This window comes from Methylonatrum kenyense, assembly GCF_023195885.1.
GTDB lineage: Bacteria > Pseudomonadota > Gammaproteobacteria > Nitrococcales > Aquisalimonadaceae > Methylonatrum > Methylonatrum kenyense.
The window spans coordinates 184,726-202,321 of sequence record NZ_JALPKO010000003.1 but is presented as its reverse complement, the minus strand read 5'-3'; the positions used below and the strand labels follow the sequence as shown (position 1 = coordinate 202,321).

Here is a 17,596-nt window from a genome sequence, read left to right as displayed (position 1 = left end):
AAATGCCGTGAAATCCAGTTTGTATCTGCCTGTCGAACAACGGATAATGCGCGCGGCTCGCATGTCGCGCCGCAACAGACCAGTGGAAACCCAGTGATTCAGAACCTACGCAATATCGCCATCATCGCCCATGTTGACCATGGCAAGACCACGCTCGTCGACCGGTTGCTGCAGCAGTCCGGCACCCTGGAAGGGAAGGCCGCCGCCGGCGAACGGATCATGGATTCGAATGATCTCGAGAAAGAACGCGGCATCACGATCCTGGCCAAGAACACGGCGATCCGCTGGAACGACTACCGCATCAACATCGTCGACACCCCGGGCCACGCCGATTTCGGCGGCGAGGTCGAGCGCGTCATGTCAATGGTGGACTCGGTGCTGCTGCTGGTCGACGCCGTTGACGGCCCGATGCCGCAGACCCGCTTTGTGACCCAGAAAGCCCTGGAGGCCGGTCTGCTGCCAATGGTCTGCATCAACAAGGTGGACCGTCCCGGGGCCCGCCCGGACTGGGTGCTGGACCAGACCTTCGATCTGTTCGACCGGCTGGGCGCCAGCGACGAGCAACTGGATTTTCCGGTGATCTACGCCTCCGCCCTGAACGGCTATGCATCGGATGATTCCGATGTGCGTGAAGGCGATATGCAGCCGCTGTTCCGGGCCATCGTCGACCACGTTCCGGCGCCGAACGTGGACCCGGAAGGACCGTTCCAGTTGCAGGTTAGCTCACTGGACTACAGCAGTTACGTGGGTGTCATCGGAATCGGGCGGGTTAAGCGCGGGCGCGTGCGGACCAATTTGCCGGTGACCCTGGTCGATGCCGAGGGCGGCAAGCGCAACGGCCGGATCCTGCAGGTCCTGGGCTTCCTTGGCCTGGACCGGACCGAGGTAGCCGAGGCCCAGGCCGGTGACATCATCGCGTTCACCGGCATCGATGGACTGAACATTTCCGACACGCTGTGTGATCCGGCCAGGGTCGAGGCCTTGCCGCCGCTTACCGTGGATCAGCCCACCGTGAGCATGACCTTCCAGGTGAACACCTCACCGTTCGCCGGCAAGGACGGCAAGTACGTGACCTCGCGCCAGATTCGCGAACGGCTGGATCGGGAGTTGGTGCACAACGTCGCGCTGCGCGTCGAGCCGACCGATGACCCGGACCGCTTCCGCGTGTCCGGCCGCGGCGAACTGCACCTCTCGGTGCTGATCGAGAACATGCGCCGCGAGGGCTACGAACTCGGCGTATCCCGGCCCGAGGTGATCATCCGCGAAGAAGGCGGTGTGCGACAGGAGCCGTTCGAACAGCTCACCGTCGATGTCGAGGACAACACCCAGGGCGCGGTGATGGAGAAGCTCGGCGAGCGCGGCGGTGAAATGCAGGGCATGCAGCCCGACGGCAAGGGCCGCGTGCGCATGGACTACATCATCCCGTCGCGGGGCCTGATCGGCTTCCGCACCGAATTCCTGACCGCCACTTCGGGCACCGGCCTGATGTACCACGTGTTCGATCACTACGGGCCGATGAAGCCCGGCAGCTTCGGCCGCCGGATCAATGGCGTGATGATTGCCAATGGGCCAGGCAAGGCGCTGGCCTATGCCCTGTTCAACCTGCAGGAACGCGGCAAGCTGCTGCTGGGCCACGGCGAGGAAGTCTACGAGGGCATGATCGTCGGCATCCACTCGCGGGACAATGATCTGGTGGTCAATCCGCTGAAGGCGAAACAGCTCACCAACGTGCGCGCCGCCGGCAACGACGACAACCTGCTGCTGACGCCACCGATCCGCTTCAGCCTGGAACAGGCGCTGGAGTTCATCGACGACGACGAACTGGTGGAGGTCACGCCGGCCGCGATCCGCCTGCGCAAGAAGTTCCTCAAGGAGCACGAGCGGAAGCGCTACGATAAGCAGCGGGAATCGGCATAAAACAAAGTGTTACGTTTTATGTTTTAGGTTTTACGTTACGCCAGCGGATACAGCCGCTCGTGCTCACGCAGGCGTTGTTCGCGGCTGCGCCAGTCGGGTTGTACCTGGTCCATCAGACGGTGGAATCCGGGGCCGTGGTTGAATTCTCGGAGGTGACAGAGTTCGTGCGCCACCACGTAGTCGATGCAATCACGGGGCGCGCCGAGTAGCCAGAGATTCAGGTTGATGCCGCCGTGACTGGCGCAGCTGCCCCAGCGGCGGCGCATGGCCCGCAGTTTCAGCGGCGGATAGCGACTGTCGCCGAGGCCGAGGCGCGGCCACCAGGCGGCAATCGCCTGCTCGAACACCGGTCTCGCTGCCCGCCGGAACCACTCCCGGACCAGTCGCTCGACCCGCTCGGAACTGCCATCTCCATCCCCCAGCACAACCCGCAGCGAATCGCCCCGGTGCTGCACGCCGGGACGGCCACTGCGCACCACATCCAGCGTCAGCGGTTCACCGAGCAACGGACAGTGGCTGCCGTGCTGCCAGCTCAACGGTGGTGGCAGACTCGCCATCCGCCGCAGGCTGCGGGCCAGCCAGTCGCGGCGGCTCTCCAGGAAGCGACGAATCAGATAGCGCGGATAGCGATGCGGCGCACGGACCTCGATGCTGCCGCTGGCGCTGAGATACAGCCCGACCGTGCGCCGGCGGCTGTGCCGGACCCGCACGGCGTGGGTCCTGCCATTGATCTCGAGCCGTTCCTCAGCCATCAGAACTGGAACGTGTAGAACAGGTCGAGGGCATTCTCCAGACTGCTTACCGCCTCCAGGTACAGATTGTTGGTCAGCTCATAGCGCAGCGTCAGGGCGTTGACCGGCACGAACACCCCCACCCCATAGCTGAGGAACAGATTCGGGCCGATGTAGCCGCCGACCATGACCTGGGTGTCTTCGCCATCGCCGGCCGTGTCGATCTGGAAATCCTGCACACCGAGGCCTTCGGCGATTGCAGTCGCGGTTCCGGCGCCACCGGCCATGCCCAGTGCCAACGCCGCGCGCACCATGACATCGTCGCCCTCGCCGCCGCGGCCCGGCGGCCTGCCGAGCAGCAGATAGGACAGCACCTCCTCCTCCGGCAGCGACGGTTCCGAGAACAGGCTGGCCCGCGGGTCGTCCGGGTCACCCTCAACCCGCAGACCGGCGACCACGTCATAGCGCGGCACTTCGCGCACGGCCTCGACAAGGATGCGCGGCCGGTCCAGCGGCCCGGCAAACACGAACTGGCCACGACGAATCACCAGCCGCTGGCCGTAGGCGCGGTACTGGCCGTCAAGGATATTGATCTCGCCGTTGCCCTGGGGCGCGCCCTCGCCTTCCTGCAGGATCCGCAGATTGCCGGTCAGCCGGCCGGTCAGGCCGAAGCCGGACAGGTGAATCCGGTTGCCGAGCACGATCTCGATGTTGGTGTTGATGTCCCAGCCCTCGACGGTGGGGATGGGTTCATCCGGATCAGGTTCATCCTCCGGCTCCAGCTCGTCGTCGATGACGATCACGTCGCCGGAGACGCGTACCGCCGAGGCCGGCAACTCGCGGATCGTGATATCGCCTTCCGGAATCTCGATCCTGCCGCCGAGCCGTACTTCCTGCGGACGCACCCGCAGACGCAGGTCCGGACTCGCCTTCAGCGAGGCAATGGTGTCGTAGGCCACGTCCAGCCGCTCGCCACGGAGTGTCACATCCACCCCCCAGGAGTCACCGGACCAGTCCGCCTCACCGTTGATCTCGGCACGCCCGTCGCCGCTGCGAAAGCCGCCGCTGAGATCGGCGCGGGTCTCGCGTACATCCAGTTGCAGCGCGATATCCTCCAGCGCAACGGGGACGGCCAGGGTTTCCACCATGCCGTCGCGAAGGCGCAGTTCACCATTGAACCGCGGGTCCCGGACATGTCCGCCGAGCCGGCCGTCGGCGGTGATCTCGCCACGCAGGGTCCGCAGTTCCAGGAAGAACGGTTCAAGCACCGCAAGGTTCAGCTCGCGCAGCGACAACTCGCCATCCATGGCGCCGAGTTCGCCATTCTCGTCGATATCGATCAGGGCGCTGACCCGTGCCTGGCCGAAGTCCTCCGAATCGAGCACCAGGCCGCTGTTCAGGCGATCACGGTCCAGGTCCAGCGCGACCGAAAATTCCCGGAAACGCAGTTCCTGGGTCTCCGGATCCAGACCATCGTCAAGATCGGACTCGAAGCGGACACCGCCATCGACGATCCGGAACAGCGCGTCAACCACCGGCAGAGAGCCATCATCACTCCAGCTCGCCCGCAGCCGCAGCCCGAGCAGGCCCTCGGTGGTCACACCATCCGGCAGCCAGAGCTCGAGGTCCCGCATGTCGTAGTCACGCAGTTGCAGCGCTGCCTGGCCCCGGGCACCCAACTCCAGCCGCTCCTCGGCACAGAGCCGTGCACTGGCATGACGCCAGCAGTGCGCCTCGACCAGGGCCTGCTGGCGCGCGGGATCCCAGCGCACACCGACCGCCTGTTCCAGCATCAGCGCGAGGTCACCGGAACGGACCACGACCTCGTCCAGGCTGCCATTCCAGTGCAGCTCGCTACCAAGCGCGCCGCGCAATGCCAGTTCCAGTTCCGCCGGCGCATCGGTCACCGCCAGCCGCAACCGGTGTGCGGACTGACGCCCTTCCAGGGCCAGCGACAGCGAACCCACGGTGACATCCTGTTCCGGCAACTCGATACCACCGAGTTCCAGTTGCAGTTCGCTGTCGGCCTCGCCCAGGCGTCGTATGCCCGCATTCAATTCAAGCCGGTCCAGTTCCGCCAGCTCCGCCCAGCCCAGACCGCGGCCGCTCAGCGCCAGATCGATATCCGGCGTCTCCAGCGGCCCGCGTGTCTCGAAACTACCGCTGATGCCGCCGCGCAGATCGGCCAGCAGGACGTCCAGGGCCGGCAGGTCGAGTTCGCCACTGAGCCGCAGTTCGTCGCCGACACGACCGCTCAGGGCCAGATGGCCATCCGCGGCCTCGGCGCGGAAGGCATGGACCTGCCAATCCTGCCCCGACCGATGGCTGACCCGTCCGCTGGCGGTGACCACCTGCCCCTCCAGTTCGGTTCTCAGCCTGGCAAGTTCCGCGTCCAGGCTCAGCTCATCGCCGTCCAGACGGCCCTGACTGCGCAGCAGACCCGAAACCGTGTCCGGCGCGCCATCAACCAGTTGGGCAATGTTCAGACCGGACCAGTCCAGCGCCAGATCCCAGTGGTAGCCATCGTCCCAGCCGGCCGCGCCGTCCAGCGACAACCGACCGTCGAGCAGATTGCCCTGCAGGGAAAGCGCCTCGACGCCGCGATAATCGGCATCCGCGGCCAGCGTCCAGTCGCTGCTCGGGATATCCGCGCCGTCGACTGCCAGGTCCGATTCGATGCGCAGGCCGTTCAGATCACCGCGCAACGCGATTCGGCCCCGTTCGCTGGCAGCAAGCAGTTCGTCGCCGTCCAGCGGCCAGGCAAGCTCCCGCCAGGCGAGTTCCAGATCCATCGGATAGGCCGGATCCAGCGCATTCAGCCGGCCGCCCAGGCGCAGATTGGCGGGCCCGCTCAGCTCCAGGTCGATACCCAGGTCGGCAAGGTCACCATCCAGGTTCAGGACCAGCTCTGCCGGGTCCAGCTCCGGCAGGCCGGGAATGGCTTCGGCACGCAAGGCCAGGGCAAGGGCCAGCGGATAATCTCCGGCCAGCTCAACGGCAGCAGCAAGCTCCGCCTGCAGGTCCGGCATCACCAGCGCCAGATCCAGCTCCAGTGCCGACTGCTCGCCACGAAGCGTCAGATCCAGCGTGTCCAGTCGATGCAGCTCCTCGCCAAGGCGCAGTTCGATATCGCGGATACCGATGCCATCTACGCGAACCGCCAGCGGCAGGACCAGCTCCGGCAATTCCAGCGCCTCGCGCAGAGCCGGATCGAGCAGGGCCACGAGGTCCAGTTCGCCCTGCTCGGTGATGACCTCGTCGTCGTCGGTTTCCGCGGGCTCGGCCAGCGCCAGGCGTCCACCCTCGATATCCAGTTGTTGTAGATGGAACAGCGACTCGTCCAGTGAGAACTTCAGCCGGAGTGCATCCAGCCGATGCTCCTCGCCCTGCATCAGCACCCTGCTCCGCAGCAGGCTGACGTCGTCAACACGGACTGCGAACGGCAGTTCGATCCGTTCCGGCAACAGCGGCGCGTCGTTGGGTTCCGGCTCCGCTGCCGACGGCTCCGTGCCGGCGACCTCCGCTGGCGCCACCTCGGCAGCCTCCAGCACCCAGTCCGGGATATTAAGCCGCAGGTCCTCGGTGCGCAGTTCACTCAACAGCAGGCCGTCCTGGTCCAGCCGCCCGGAGAGCCGCAGCAGCCCCAGCGACTGGCGGGTACCGTCGACGAAGACCCGCGTGTCGCTGATCGCGACATGATCTATCTGCAGGACGAACGGAAGCCTGAATTCGGTCGCGGCATCGTTGGTCGGCGCAGCATCGGCGTCGCGCGTTCCCGCGGGCTCCGCCTGTTCGGCAAGCTCCTGCTCCGTGACCTCGAGCAGGGAATCCGGGATCCGCAGGGTCAGGCCGCCGAGTTCCAGGTTGCGGAGGTGAACACGGTCCGTCTCCAGATCCAGCGCCAGGTCCAGCCGGGGAAGTTCCTGCACGTCGCCGGCGAGATCAAATCGTGTGTCACGCAACCGGATGTCGTCGAGAGTGATCGCGAACGGCAGCGGCAACCCTTCCGCCGCGTCGGCCCCGGCGGCGGGGGCGTCGGTCGGTTCCTGGTGGCCGTTGGCGGCATCCGCCACCGGCAACTCCGGCAGGCGGACATCCAGTCCCTCGGTGTGGAAACGGTCGATGCGCAGGCGTTCCCTGCCGAGGGCACCCGCCAGGTCCAGACGCCCCCAGCGGACGCTCTGACCGTCAATCGTCATCTCCACGTCGGTTAGCCGAATATCCGGGAAATTCGCGGTCACCGGCAGCGAGAACGCGCCATCATCGTCCGGCTCCGTGGCGTCGGCCTCCTCGCGCGCCGCCGTACCGGTCTGCAGCGACACGTTGACACCGTCAACGTGCAGGCGATCCAGGCAGACCCGCAGGTGCATCAGGCAGAGCAGATTCCAGCGGGTGTCGGCCGAATCGATGGCGATGACGGCATCCTCGTCATGCCAGCTGATGGCCTCCAGCCGCAGTCCGCCGAACAGGCTGCCGCCCTTCACCGTCACCGCGAGACGAGGTTCCTCGTCCATTGCCCGCTCGGCCAGCCACTGGGCACCGCTGGTGGTGAACAGGAACCAGCCGAGAATCACGAGGATGGTCAGCAGCAGGATATAAATCAGGCGGCTGAACTTGGCGAGCACCAGCCAGAGACCAGCCAGCAGGCGGCGCACAATGCCGCGCCTGCGCTGCGGGGACGCGGTTTCCCTGTCGACGGCGTCACGATTCGGGGCGGGGTTCTCGATATCGCTCATATTTCAGGACCCATCGAGAAATGCAGACGCCACGGTGTGCCCGGCGCACTGATACCGAAGGCCAGATCGAGTCGTATCGGGCCCACCGGGGATTGCCAGCGCACACCGGCACCAACGCCACGTTCGAAGCCTTCATTGAAGCCGGCACGGCGGAAGGCGTTGCCGACGTCAAAGAACGTTGCCGCGCGCCACCGGTCGATGAATTCGTAGTTGTATTCCAGGCTGGCGACCGCCAGGTAACGGCCACCGATCAGGTTGCCGTCATCATCCTTCGGCGCCAGCGACTGATAGGCGAAGCCGCGAACGCTCTGATCACCGCCGGTAAAAAAGCGCAGCGATGGCGGCGTGCGTTCCAGGCTCTGGGTAGCCAGTGCCCCGTATTCGGCCCGGGCGATACCCCGATGCCGGCCGATACTGCGCAGCCATTTGGTGGACAGGCGCAGACGCGCCAACCGGATACTGGAACCGAGTTCCCGGTCCGTGGCCTCCACCGAGGCGAACTGCCTGTCACCCCAGGTCACATCGATGCCGCCACGACTGCGTGACCGACTGAGACTGACGCCGGGAAGGGTCAGCGTGGTCTGACCGGTTTCCGCGCCCTGCTTGAATCGCTCCCGCTCCCAGCGCAGGAACACGTTACGCGTCCAGCCACTGCGCATGATCCGCTGCCGCTGCACGCCCGCGGTCAAACGCTGGCTTCGGGTGTCCTCGATCTCTTCGCGCTGGTAACCGCCCAGGAACTGCAGTTTTTCTTCAAGCGGCGGATCCAGCGGGATGCTGTAAGTACCGCTGACACTTTGCCGGACCGCGGACAACTCCGATTCGGCACTCATCGAGTGGCCCTCGGGATTGACCCACGGCCGGGTCCAGTTGAGCCGCAGCCGCGGACCGACGTCGGTGGCAAAACCGACACCAGTGCCAATCCGGTTGCGGCGCCGCAGCTCGACCTCCGCATCCACGGGCACCCGACCCTCTTCGTCGGCTTCCTGGACCTGCGGCCGCACCCGCACGCTCTCGAAATAATCGCTGTTCAGCAGGTTCCGGTTGAGCACGGTAATCCGGTCCGCAGTGAAGTGATCTCCGCTGCTGAACGGCACGTGTCGCTGCAGCAGCCCTTCCGAAAGAACCGTCTCGGAGAATCGCACGTCACCGAGACGGTAGCGGCGGCCGCCATCGTAGTTGATCGTGACATCCGCCCAACCCTCGGCAGGGTTGACCAGCACCTGGCTCTGGACGAAGCGACCATCGAAGTAGCCGCGTGCCAGGGCCAGGCTCTCGACGGCACGCTTGAACGACTCATAACGTCCATGGTGCAGGGTGTTGCCCTCGGTGAACGGTGCTCGCTCACGCAGCGCCAGGAATTCCGGGTCAACGCCAGCATCTCCGCCGAAGGCGATATCAATATCGCGCAGCCGCACAGGTTCGCCCCGATCGACACGAATGACCACCTCGCGCCTGTCGTCGACCCGACGACTCTCGACGTCGATCACGGCGCGGTAGTAGCCCAGCGCCTCCATGCCGCTGCGCGCATCATCCGGTATCCCGGCAATAAACCGTCGAACCATCCTCGGATCATCACTGGCCGGCTCGCCCACGTAGTTGATGACATTCTCACGCAGCGCACCATCGATGCCCTCGACAACGATGCGCACCTCGGCCTGAGCCGTTAACGGCAACAACAGGCCCAGCAGCAGCAGTACGAACGACAGGCGCAGGGAAATGACTGGATGAAAAAACTGGGGCATGTAACTAGGGCCTGTCACCACGTACCGGGGCGCTGCAACCGTGTCGGTTATGGCCCTGGGCAAGGCCGGGATTCTGATGTTTTGCAGAATACACCATTTGAGTTTCAACGACGTCCGGGACCATGATCGGGCAGACTCTTCGATTTGCCGCCCGATTGGCCGCCACGCGCCGTTGCCGACTCCTCATTCGGAAGGTTCCAATTTACGCGCTCGCCCACTGCGTGGCGGAACGACAGCCGTCCGCGCTTCCACGGCCGAAGACCCTGATCAGATCTGCAGCGGCGGCTCATCGAGCAGGGCCATTTGCTCACGCAGGGCGAGGATCTGTTCTTCCCAGTATCGTGATTCGGCAAACCAGGGGAATGCCAGCGGGAAGGCCGGGTCGTGCCAGCGCCGGGCGAGCCACGCCGCATGGTGCAGCATGCGCAGGCTGCGCAACGCCTCTAGCAGGTGCAATTGGACCGGATCGAAGGCGAAAAACTCCTCGTACCCTTCAAGTATATCGAGTATCTGGGCCTGCATCGCGTTCCGATCGCCGGACAACAGCATCCACAGGTCCTGGATCGCCGGGCCCGAGACAGCATCATCCAAGTCCACGATGTGCGGCCCATGGTCCGTCCAGAGAATGTTGCCCAGGTGGCAGTCGCCGTGCAGACGGATCGGCACGTAGTCGCCAGCCCGTTGCCAGGCCCCTTCGACACGTTGCAGTACGTCGCGGGCCACCGACTCGAAGGTCGCGGACAGCTCGGCCGGCAGGTAGCCGCAGTCGAGGATGGTTGCCAGCGACCCATGTCCGCGTTCGCCGACCGTCAGTGCGCCACGGGCATGAAACGGCTTTGCCGCGCCGACCGCATGCAGGCGCCCGAGGTAACGGCCCATCCAGAGTCGGTTATCACCCTGATCCAGATCCGGCATCCGACCGCCGCGGCGTGGGAAGACGGCCAGCCGGAAACCCTCGGCATGGTGCAAGGTTCGCCCCCCGAAGCGCAGCGGCGGCACCACCGGGATCTCATGGTCGGCAAGCTCCAGCGAGAAGGCATGCTCCTCAAGAATCGCGTCATCCGACCAGCGATTCGGCCGGTAGAACTTGACCACCACCGGCTCGTCATCCTCGACGCCGATCTGGTAGACCCGGTTCTCGTAACTGTTCAGGGCAAGCATGCGGCCATCGCAGCACAGCCCGGTCGACTCCACTGCGGCCAGGATACTGTCGGGATTCAGGCCCTTGTACGGAGGAACGGCAGCAGCCGGGGCGTCAGTCATCCGGGAGCAACTCGCGACAGGCTTGCAGCGCAGTTCTGGCCCGCGGATCCTGCCGCACCTGCGCCAGTGTCCTGGTATCGAAGGGCCGCCGCATGGCGGCAATACGTCGCGACGCAGCGGGGTCAGGTTGCGACGGCATTGCCGCCAGCACGGATTCACGCGCATCCAGCGAGTTGCAAAGCAACAGCAGATCGTTGCCGGCCTCCAGCGCAACGCGGGCGCGCCCGGGGCGGTCTCCCAGGGCGGCCGCACCCTCCATGTCCAGATCATCCGCGACCACGACGCCGTCAAAGCCCAGGTCGTCCCGCAACACGGTACCGATCCAGTAGCGGGAGAAACTGGCTGGCTGGTTATCGGCCTTCGGATAGGCGACATGAGCGGTCATGATGGCATCGACCCGCTGTTGCCGGATCAGGCTCTCGAACGGCAGCAGGTCGCTGTCGCGCAGCGAGGGTTCCGGCCTGGTGTCGACCGGCAATTCCAGGTGCGAATCCGGCGCCACGCTGCCATGGCCCGGGAAATGCTTGGCCGTGGCCGGCATCCCCGCCTCGCGCATGCCGTCGATCCAGCAAGCCGCCAGTTCGCTGACCACGGCCGGCAGCGCATGGAAACCACGGTCTCCGATCACCGAGCTGACGCCGCGGGCAAGATCGACCACCGGTGCAAAACTGAAATCCACCCCCAGGGCACGCAGTTCCGCGGCCATCAGCCAGCCCAGGGCATAGCTTTGTTCGCGGGCCGCCGCCGGGTCCACGTCATACAGGCGACCCAGCGCCGCCATCGGCGGCAGGCGTGTAAAGCCGTCGCGGAAGCGCTGGACCCGGCCGCCTTCCTGATCCACGGCAATCAGCAGCGCCGGATCGCGCAGCCGGTGGATGGAGTTCGTCAGCGCCGCCAGCTGCTCCGGATCCTGGTAGTTGCGGGAGAACAGGATCACGCCGGCAATTTGCGGGTGCCGTAACAGGTGGCACTCTTCTGCGCTGAGCTCCAGGCCGGCGATGCCGACCATCAGCTGTCCCGATTGACTCATGGCGCTGGTTCTCCCTCTCCAATCCAGACCCGGGTACCCACCGACACCCGCTCGTATAGTGAAATCACCGATTCGTTGCGAAGCCGGATACAGCCATGGGACAGGGGCACCCCCATCGGCTCGGTATCGGGACAGCCATGGAAATAGATGAATCGACGCATGGTATCGACCTCGCCCAGGCGGTTGAACCCGGGTTCAAGGCCACTCAGCCAGAGAATGCGGCTGAGAATCCAGTCGCGTTCCGACTGTTGCTCCTGCAACTCCGGCGTCCAGATCTCGCCGGTCCAGCGGCGGCCGACAAAGACCGCACCGGATGGGCAGCCGGCACCGATTCTGGCGCGGACACAGTGCCAGCCGCGGGGGGTCATGCCGCTTCCGCTTTGCTCACCAAGCCCGTTCAGAGCCGTCGAGACCGGCAGCCGCAGCACACAGCGCTCACCGCGGCGCAGTTCCAGCTCCTGCCGCCGGGCACACACACGTATCCATGTCTCACCGGCTGATGCATGTCCGTTCATGACCCGCTACCACTCGCGCCAGGGATGCTCGACCAGGCAGGCGTTGTAGTAGCGCGGATCATCGGAGACCTCCTCGCCAAGCCAGTCCGGACGCTGGAACGGCTGGTCCGGTGAACTCAGTTCAATTTCCGCCACCACCAGTCCGGCATTGGCGCCTTCGAAAACGTCGATCTCCCAAAGGTGGCCGGCGAACGGTACCTCGAATCGTGTTTTCTCGATCAATGCGCCGCTGCAGAGTTCCGTGAGAATCTCCTCGGCGTCGGCGGCGGGAATCGGATACTCGTACTCCCGGCGTTGCACGCCGAGGGTTGCACCCTTGATATTGAGCCAGGCCCGGTCGGTCGTTTGCCGAACCCGCACCGATGCCTTGTCCATGGTACCGATATAACCCTGGCGCATGGGCTGGCCAGGCCGTGCCTGGTCACGCCAGGCATCATTGCGCACCAGAAACTTGCGTTCGATCTCGATTGCCACGCGGCACCTCGCCTGATTCCATTGCCGGCATTGTGCCAGAGGTCGGGCTCGGGCCCGGCACCGTCGACGCCGATACAGCGGCCAATGCTAGAATGCGCGCGTCGCGGCCGCAGGCCGCATCACTTTTCCGCTCCGGCGGATTGTCGACAATCCGCCCTGACTTGGGACCGCCAATGAAACGTGTAGTACTGCTGCGCCACGGCCAGAGCACCTGGAACCTGGAAAATCGCTTCACCGGCTGGCATGACGTGGACCTGACCGACAAGGGCCGCCAGGAAGCGCTGGACGCCGGACGCCTGATGGCCGCCCACGGCCTGGAATTCGATATCGCCTTCACGTCCGTCCTGAAACGCGCCATCCGGACACTCTGGATTGCGCTGGACGAACTTGACCGCATGTGGCTGCCGACCACCAAGGCCTGGGAACTGAACGAGCGCCACTATGGCGCGCTGACCGGCCTGAACAAGGCGGAGACGGCCAAGAAATACGGCGACGAGCAGGTGCATATCTGGCGCCGCAGCTACGGTACGCCGCCACCGGCGCTGGAACCGGATGACCCGCGGCATCCCCGTTTCGATCCGCGCTATCGGCACCTGCCGGCGGACCAGCTTCCGGGCACCGAATCGCTGGAGACGACGCTGGCCCGGGTCCTGCCCTACTGGCGTGACAGCATCGTACCGGCCATCCGCGATCTCGACACGGTACTCATCTCCGCCCACGGCAACAGCCTGCGCGCGCTGGTCAAGCATCTGCGCGGTCTGGACGACGACGCCATCATGAAACTCGAGATCCCGACCGGTGAACCCCTGCTGTTCGAACTGAATGACGATCTGAGCCTGCATGACAGCTATTACCTGAAGGATCGTCCCGCGGGTTGACCCGGAGCCTGCGCCGATGCGCCGACTGCTCATTCTGCTGATCCTGCTGGCACTCATCGGCCTGGGGCTGGTGGCGGCGACGCTGGCCATGAACCAGGTGCCGCTGCAGGCAGAGCCGGGCACCGCGGAACGTCTGCGCGCCTATCTGGGCAACAACCGGGTGGAGACCGTCCAGGGCAGCCGCTTTCCGGAACGCGAGCCAATCCTGCTGCGACTGCCGCCGGATGCCGCCTATGAGGAAGTGCGCGAGGCGATCCGTGACCTGGGATGGGATGTGCTGGCCGAGCATGCACCATCCCGTAAGCTGCATGCGGAAGTCCGCACCCCGCTACTCGGCTTCCGGGACGATTTCCGGGTCCGGGTCGAGCCCGCGCCGTCGGGCAGCCGCATCCAGATTCACGCCAGCTCCCGCGTCGGTCAGGCCGACTTCGGCGCCAATACCCGGCATTTGCTGGATTTCAAGCAGGTGCTCGGGCAACGCGTCCGCGACTGAACCGGTGATGAAACGATTGATCCAGTGGGCCCCGAAGACCCGGGTCTCGCCGGGTCTCAGGCTGACCGTGCCGTCGAGCACGTCCAGCACCGCCCCACCACGACCCAACACCTCCAGCTGCCAGTCCGTCGGCCCGGCCGGCACCGTCAGCCGGGTGATCAGCAGGCGGTCCGGCAGGGACCGCCAACTGCGGACATCGGCGTTGTCGGCGATGGTCCCGGCGACATTGAAAACCAGGGCAAGCAGTTCGTTCTCCTGCTCCAACCGTCGGGTCGCGACATCCCGCGCCACGTTCCGCGATACAACCCGCGCCGTCAGACCGGGCAGCAGCGATGACAGCCAGAGATCGGCATTGCCCGCAACATGCTCGGCGACATCCGCATCCGCCTCACGCCCGGCAGCACGCAGGCGGGCGCCGCTGAGCGAACTCGGCCGCGGCTGCAGGGCCGGCAATGAGACCCGCAGTAGGCGGTTTTCGCTGGGATGCGGCAGCACCACGCCCTCCTCGCGCAGGCGTGGCGCCTGGCCATCATGCAGCACCAGCACCAGCGTTGCGTCACGGCGGTTCGGGTCCAGCGGCTCCCAGGCCTCGATCCCGAACCGCTGCAGAAAGGCATCCCGCTCATCAGCGAGGTCCAGATAGTCCGTCAAGCGCACCAGACTGGTCTGCAAGTCCCGCGGCACCGGCTTGTCCTGGCGGTCGTAGGCCTGCAAGGCCTTGCGGTAGGCAATCAGGGCATCGGACCAATCGGCGGACGCCTCGAAAATGATGCCGCTAAGGTAGCGCGGGAAGGCATCCCCTCCCCGCGGCGCCTGGCCGTTGACCGGGTCGATGCGGCGCAACCCGAGGTCAATCTGCAATGCCTCGACGCGAGCCGCATCCAGATCGCCACGTTCAAGGAAATTGAGGGCCTGGTAGACATGCAGGAGAAGATGTTCGTGAGTCGGCGGCACGTAGGACCCGCTGTCCTCCGCCACGGCCCAGGCGGCAAGCGTCTCACTGACACTCAGCGGTTGTAGCTGGCCCACCACCGACTTGGCACGCTCGAAGGCGGCAATACTGCCATCCAGGTCACCTTGCATCCGCAGCAGCATGCCGCGGTTGAGCCAGTACAGGCTCTGGTTGCGGCGGGAATCCGACAACGCCTCAAGACTCTCCAGTGCACGCCCGGGCTGGCCACGCTGGACATCGTCGTCGACCCGGTCGAGCAACGCCCCCTGGCTGGCGCAGCCGGTGACGAGCACCAGCGCGCCGAGAAGCGCCGGCCGCGCGGCTCGCGCCATGACCCGAACAAGCATCGGATGACCTGTCAGGAACGGAACAGGCCGCGCCGGATGATCTTGCGGATTTCCTTCTGACCGACCCAGACCCGGGTGTTATCGGCCAGACTGGTCAACGCCAGATCGACCTGGTAATACGCGACTTCGGTCCGGCCCTCGGTATCCATGATGGTGTTGATAGTACCGGTCAACACGTAGTCAGCGCCGATTTCCCGTCCCGGCAGGCTGCGGGTTTCCTCCCGCACATTGCCCCGCTGGTCCTCGCGTTCGCTGCGGATCGCATCGCGCTCGACGCCGCCGGCGACGAACGTCACCTCGCCGGAATTGAGCAGTTCCCGCTCGATATCGCGAACGAAGGTGTTGACGTTGATGTGTTCGTGACTGAGGTTCCGGACGTCGCCGATGATCACTGTCGGGTTGCTACCGGTGCGGCCCTGATGCCGCTGGATCCAGCCCCTCGACACCATGTCGTCAATCATTTCCTCGGACACCAGCCGCGAATCGGTGTCATTCCAGCGTCCGCTGAGATCACCCGGCGTATCGCGGTCCACGCGATCCACCTGGGTTGCGCAACCGACAAGCCCGAGCGAGAGCAGCGAAATCATCAGAAAACGGGCAAGCGCCTGCGAAACGGGAAACATCATCCAATCCTCCAGTAGCGGCGGACGCGGTAGTGACCGGCGGTCCACTCATGTGCTGCCATAGACTCTCTATGCATCGTTGCGGTTCCAGCCCGAATCCCCGGATCGGGGTACCATGGAAGCGCGATCTGCGGCAAAAGGAAAATTTCCCATGCCCTACACCACGCTGATCTCCGCCGAGCGGCTCACGACGCTGATGCGTTCGGATTCACCGCCCTGCATCCTCGATTGTCGCATGCGGCTGGGCCAGCCCGAAGCCGGTCTTGCCCTGTTTCAGCAGGGGCATATCCCCGGCTCGGCACATGCCGACCTGGAGACACGCCTGGTCGGAAAACGGACGCCGAAGACCGGCCGACACCCGCTGCCGGAACGGGATACGCTGGCGGCGGCTCTGGCCGCCCTGGGCCTGGACGCGGATCAGCAACTGGTGGTCTATGACGACCAGGGTGGCGCAATGGCCGCCCGGCTCTGGTGGATGGCTCGCTGGGCCGGCCATGCACAAGTGGCAGTGCTCGACGGCGGACTGCAAGCCTGGACGGAATCCGGCGGAGACCTGGAAGACGGCGTGCGCGCGCACCCCCCGGGCAACTTCGTGCTTGGCAAGCCGCTGGTGCAATGGATTGATCCGCAACAACTGGAAGAGGCCTTGCAGGCGCAGGATATAACCCTGATCGATGCGCGCGCCGAGGAACGATTCAGCGGCGCCAGCGAGCCCTACGATCCGGTGGCCGGGCACATCCCCGGTGCGGTCAACGTACCGTTCGCCAGCAACCTGGCGGCGGATGGCCGATTCAAACCCGTCGAGTCACTGCGGGAGATGTACCAACCGCTGATGGACTCGACCCGGGTGCCCATCGCCATGTGCGGATCGGGGATTACGGCCTGTCACACCCTGCTTGCGCTGGAGCATGCAGGGCTGGCCAGGGGGCGTCTGTACGTCGGTTCCTGGAGCGAATGGATTACGGACCCGGCACGGCCTGTGGCGCGGGAGGCGTAAGCTGGACAGCCAATGCGGTAATGCGAATCATTTTTATTTACAAGCTGCGGGCCAGGGCTTATAGTTCCGGTGAGCCTTGAGATTGAGCCTCCCGGCTCGCGACCTGGTCAATCCTCCCGTCGGCCAGGACGCACGTTCCAGTCGCCGCAGGCCGTTACCTGCGGCGCTCTCTTTATCCAGGGCTGAAACAGAACGCGAAACTACGGCGTCTTGCGGGGCTCCTCGTCGGAGGACTGCTCGCTGGCGGGCTCGGTTTCCGCCTCGGCTCGCGGCTTCATATCGTCCAGCGACCACCGCTCAGCCTCGGCTTTCTGCCGCTCCTCGCCACCCTCTTCGGCCTCCGGCTTGTCGTCGGGTGCTTCATCGCCCCCGCCAGCGGGGTCAGTCGGATCCGACTTACCTGCCTTAGCTTCTTCCCCGGCCGACGTATCTTTACCTGACTCCGGCGCCGACTCCGAAGACGACAACTGCTCATCAAGCTGACGTTGCTCCGGTGGTGTTGCCAACAGCGGCGAATCCGGACCTTGCCCGAGCTTCTCCGAACCATCGGCCAGATGTTCATAGAGCGAGCGGTAGCTGGCAGTGACATCATTGAACAGCTGCGCCGTGGTCTGGAAGTGGCTGTTGACCTGCTCGCGGTAAAAGCGCAGCTCGCGGCTGGATTCGTCACGCTGTTCTTCCAGCTCCCGCACGCGGGCCGACCCCGGTGCCGTGTACCGACCGATGACGAATGCGGCAATCGCCGCGGCGATCACTATCAGAAACCAGACCACGGTCATGGACATAGACGGTACTCCCGAAACTCGTTGGTACGCCGCCCGGCGTGCGCATTGGAAGGAAAGGCAGTCCGGCAGCGCCGTCAGAATGCTCGCCGTTCCCCTTGCGGCGCGGCGGC

The 17,596-nt window shown here is 65.2% G+C and carries 13 protein-coding genes and 1 pseudogene; 4 read left to right on the top strand and 10 right to left on the bottom strand.

Going from position 1 to position 17,596, the window contains the following annotated elements:
- Window positions 1-93: 93 nt before the first annotated feature.
- Window positions 94-1,917, top strand: coding sequence for a translational GTPase TypA (gene typA / locus M0534_RS05085; RefSeq protein ID WP_248567328.1), 1,824 nt, complete (start codon window positions 94-96; stop codon window positions 1,915-1,917).
- Between the two features lie 35 nt (window positions 1,918-1,952).
- Here the strand turns inward: typA and M0534_RS05080 are convergent, their stop codons facing one another.
- The 7 genes from M0534_RS05080 to M0534_RS05050 form a co-directional block, all read right to left on the bottom strand.
- A complete protein-coding gene (locus tag M0534_RS05080) occupies window positions 1,953-2,669 on the bottom strand; it encodes a M48 family metallopeptidase (protein ID WP_248567327.1) in 717 nt (238 codons plus the stop codon).
- A complete protein-coding gene (gene tamB, locus M0534_RS05075; protein ID WP_248567326.1) occupies window positions 2,669-7,384 on the bottom strand; it encodes an autotransporter assembly complex protein TamB in 4,716 nt (1,571 codons plus the stop codon). The genes M0534_RS05080 and tamB overlap by 1 nt, the downstream gene beginning before the upstream one ends.
- Window positions 7,381-9,129 carry an autotransporter assembly complex protein TamA gene (locus M0534_RS05070; protein WP_248567325.1) on the bottom strand — a complete coding sequence of 583 codons (1,749 nt, stop codon included), beginning with the start codon at window positions 9,127-9,129 and terminating at the stop codon, window positions 7,381-7,383. Before M0534_RS05070 ends, tamB begins: the two co-directional genes overlap by 4 nt.
- A gap of 267 nt (window positions 9,130-9,396) precedes the next feature.
- Window positions 9,397-10,392 (bottom strand): serine/threonine protein kinase, encoded by a 996-nt coding sequence (locus M0534_RS05065; RefSeq protein ID WP_248567324.1) that lies wholly within the window; start codon window positions 10,390-10,392, stop codon window positions 9,397-9,399.
- On the bottom strand, window positions 10,385-11,422 hold the full coding sequence (gene nagZ, locus M0534_RS05060) for a beta-N-acetylhexosaminidase (protein ID WP_248567323.1): 1,038 nt from the start codon (window positions 11,420-11,422) through the stop codon (window positions 10,385-10,387). Before nagZ ends, M0534_RS05065 begins: the two co-directional genes overlap by 8 nt.
- Complete coding sequence (locus M0534_RS05055) at window positions 11,419-11,937, bottom strand: L,D-transpeptidase (RefSeq protein WP_248567322.1); 519 nt, start codon at window positions 11,935-11,937, stop codon at window positions 11,419-11,421. Before M0534_RS05055 ends, nagZ begins: the two co-directional genes overlap by 4 nt.
- Window positions 11,938-11,943: 6 nt before the next feature.
- A complete protein-coding gene (locus M0534_RS05050) occupies window positions 11,944-12,411 on the bottom strand; it encodes a CYTH domain-containing protein (protein ID WP_248567321.1) in 468 nt (155 codons plus the stop codon).
- A 173-nt stretch (window positions 12,412-12,584) separates the two neighbouring features.
- Between M0534_RS05050 and gpmA the strand changes: the two genes are divergently transcribed.
- Both gpmA and M0534_RS05040 read left to right on the top strand, forming a co-directional pair.
- A complete protein-coding gene (gene gpmA, locus M0534_RS05045) occupies window positions 12,585-13,289 on the top strand; it encodes a 2,3-diphosphoglycerate-dependent phosphoglycerate mutase (RefSeq protein WP_248567320.1) in 705 nt (234 codons plus the stop codon).
- Between the two features lie 16 nt (window positions 13,290-13,305).
- Entirely contained in the window at window positions 13,306-13,782 is a 477-nt protein-coding gene (locus tag M0534_RS05040) for a DUF1499 domain-containing protein (RefSeq protein ID WP_248567319.1), read from the top strand.
- Between the two features lie 1,050 nt (window positions 13,783-14,832).
- Here M0534_RS05040 and M0534_RS05035 read toward each other — a convergent pair.
- Both M0534_RS05035 and M0534_RS05030 read right to left on the bottom strand, forming a co-directional pair.
- A pseudogene (locus M0534_RS05035) lies at window positions 14,833-15,066 on the bottom strand (hypothetical protein); the annotation flags it as partial.
- 26 nt (window positions 15,067-15,092) lie between these two features.
- Complete coding sequence (locus tag M0534_RS05030) at window positions 15,093-15,707, bottom strand: penicillin-binding protein activator LpoB (RefSeq protein ID WP_282571294.1); 615 nt, start codon at window positions 15,705-15,707, stop codon at window positions 15,093-15,095.
- Between the two features lie 148 nt (window positions 15,708-15,855).
- On the opposite strand from M0534_RS05030, the gene M0534_RS05025 reads away from it, so the two are divergent.
- A complete protein-coding gene (locus tag M0534_RS05025) occupies window positions 15,856-16,701 on the top strand; it encodes a sulfurtransferase (protein ID WP_248567318.1) in 846 nt (281 codons plus the stop codon).
- Between the two features lie 200 nt (window positions 16,702-16,901).
- Here M0534_RS05025 and M0534_RS05020 read toward each other — a convergent pair whose 3' ends face one another.
- Window positions 16,902-17,486, bottom strand: coding sequence for a Z-ring associated ZapG family protein (locus tag M0534_RS05020; protein ID WP_248567317.1), 585 nt, complete (start codon window positions 17,484-17,486; stop codon window positions 16,902-16,904).
- Window positions 17,487-17,596: the final 110 nt, after the last annotated feature.

Coding starts and splice junctions, on each gene's coding strand:
- M0534_RS05080 (WP_248567327.1), bottom strand. CDS start 2,669: ATGGCTGAGGAACGGCTCGAGATCAATGGCAGGACCCACGCCGTGCGG.
- tamB (WP_248567326.1), bottom strand. CDS start 7,384: ATGAGCGATATCGAGAACCCCGCCCCGAATCGTGACGCCGTCGACAGG.
- M0534_RS05070 (WP_248567325.1), bottom strand. CDS start 9,129: ATGCCCCAGTTTTTTCATCCAGTCATTTCCCTGCGCCTGTCGTTCGTA.
- M0534_RS05065 (WP_248567324.1), bottom strand. CDS start 10,392: ATGACTGACGCCCCGGCTGCTGCCGTTCCTCCGTACAAGGGCCTGAAT.
- nagZ (WP_248567323.1), bottom strand. CDS start 11,422: ATGAGTCAATCGGGACAGCTGATGGTCGGCATCGCCGGCCTGGAGCTC.
- M0534_RS05055 (WP_248567322.1), bottom strand. CDS start 11,937: ATGAACGGACATGCATCAGCCGGTGAGACATGGATACGTGTGTGTGCC.
- gpmA (WP_248567320.1), top strand. CDS start 12,585: ATGAAACGTGTAGTACTGCTGCGCCACGGCCAGAGCACCTGGAACCTG.
- M0534_RS05040 (WP_248567319.1), top strand. CDS start 13,306: ATGCGCCGACTGCTCATTCTGCTGATCCTGCTGGCACTCATCGGCCTG.
- M0534_RS05030 (WP_282571294.1), bottom strand. CDS start 15,707: ATGATGTTTCCCGTTTCGCAGGCGCTTGCCCGTTTTCTGATGATTTCG.
- M0534_RS05025 (WP_248567318.1), top strand. CDS start 15,856: ATGCCCTACACCACGCTGATCTCCGCCGAGCGGCTCACGACGCTGATG.
- M0534_RS05020 (WP_248567317.1), bottom strand. CDS start 17,486: ATGTCCATGACCGTGGTCTGGTTTCTGATAGTGATCGCCGCGGCGATT.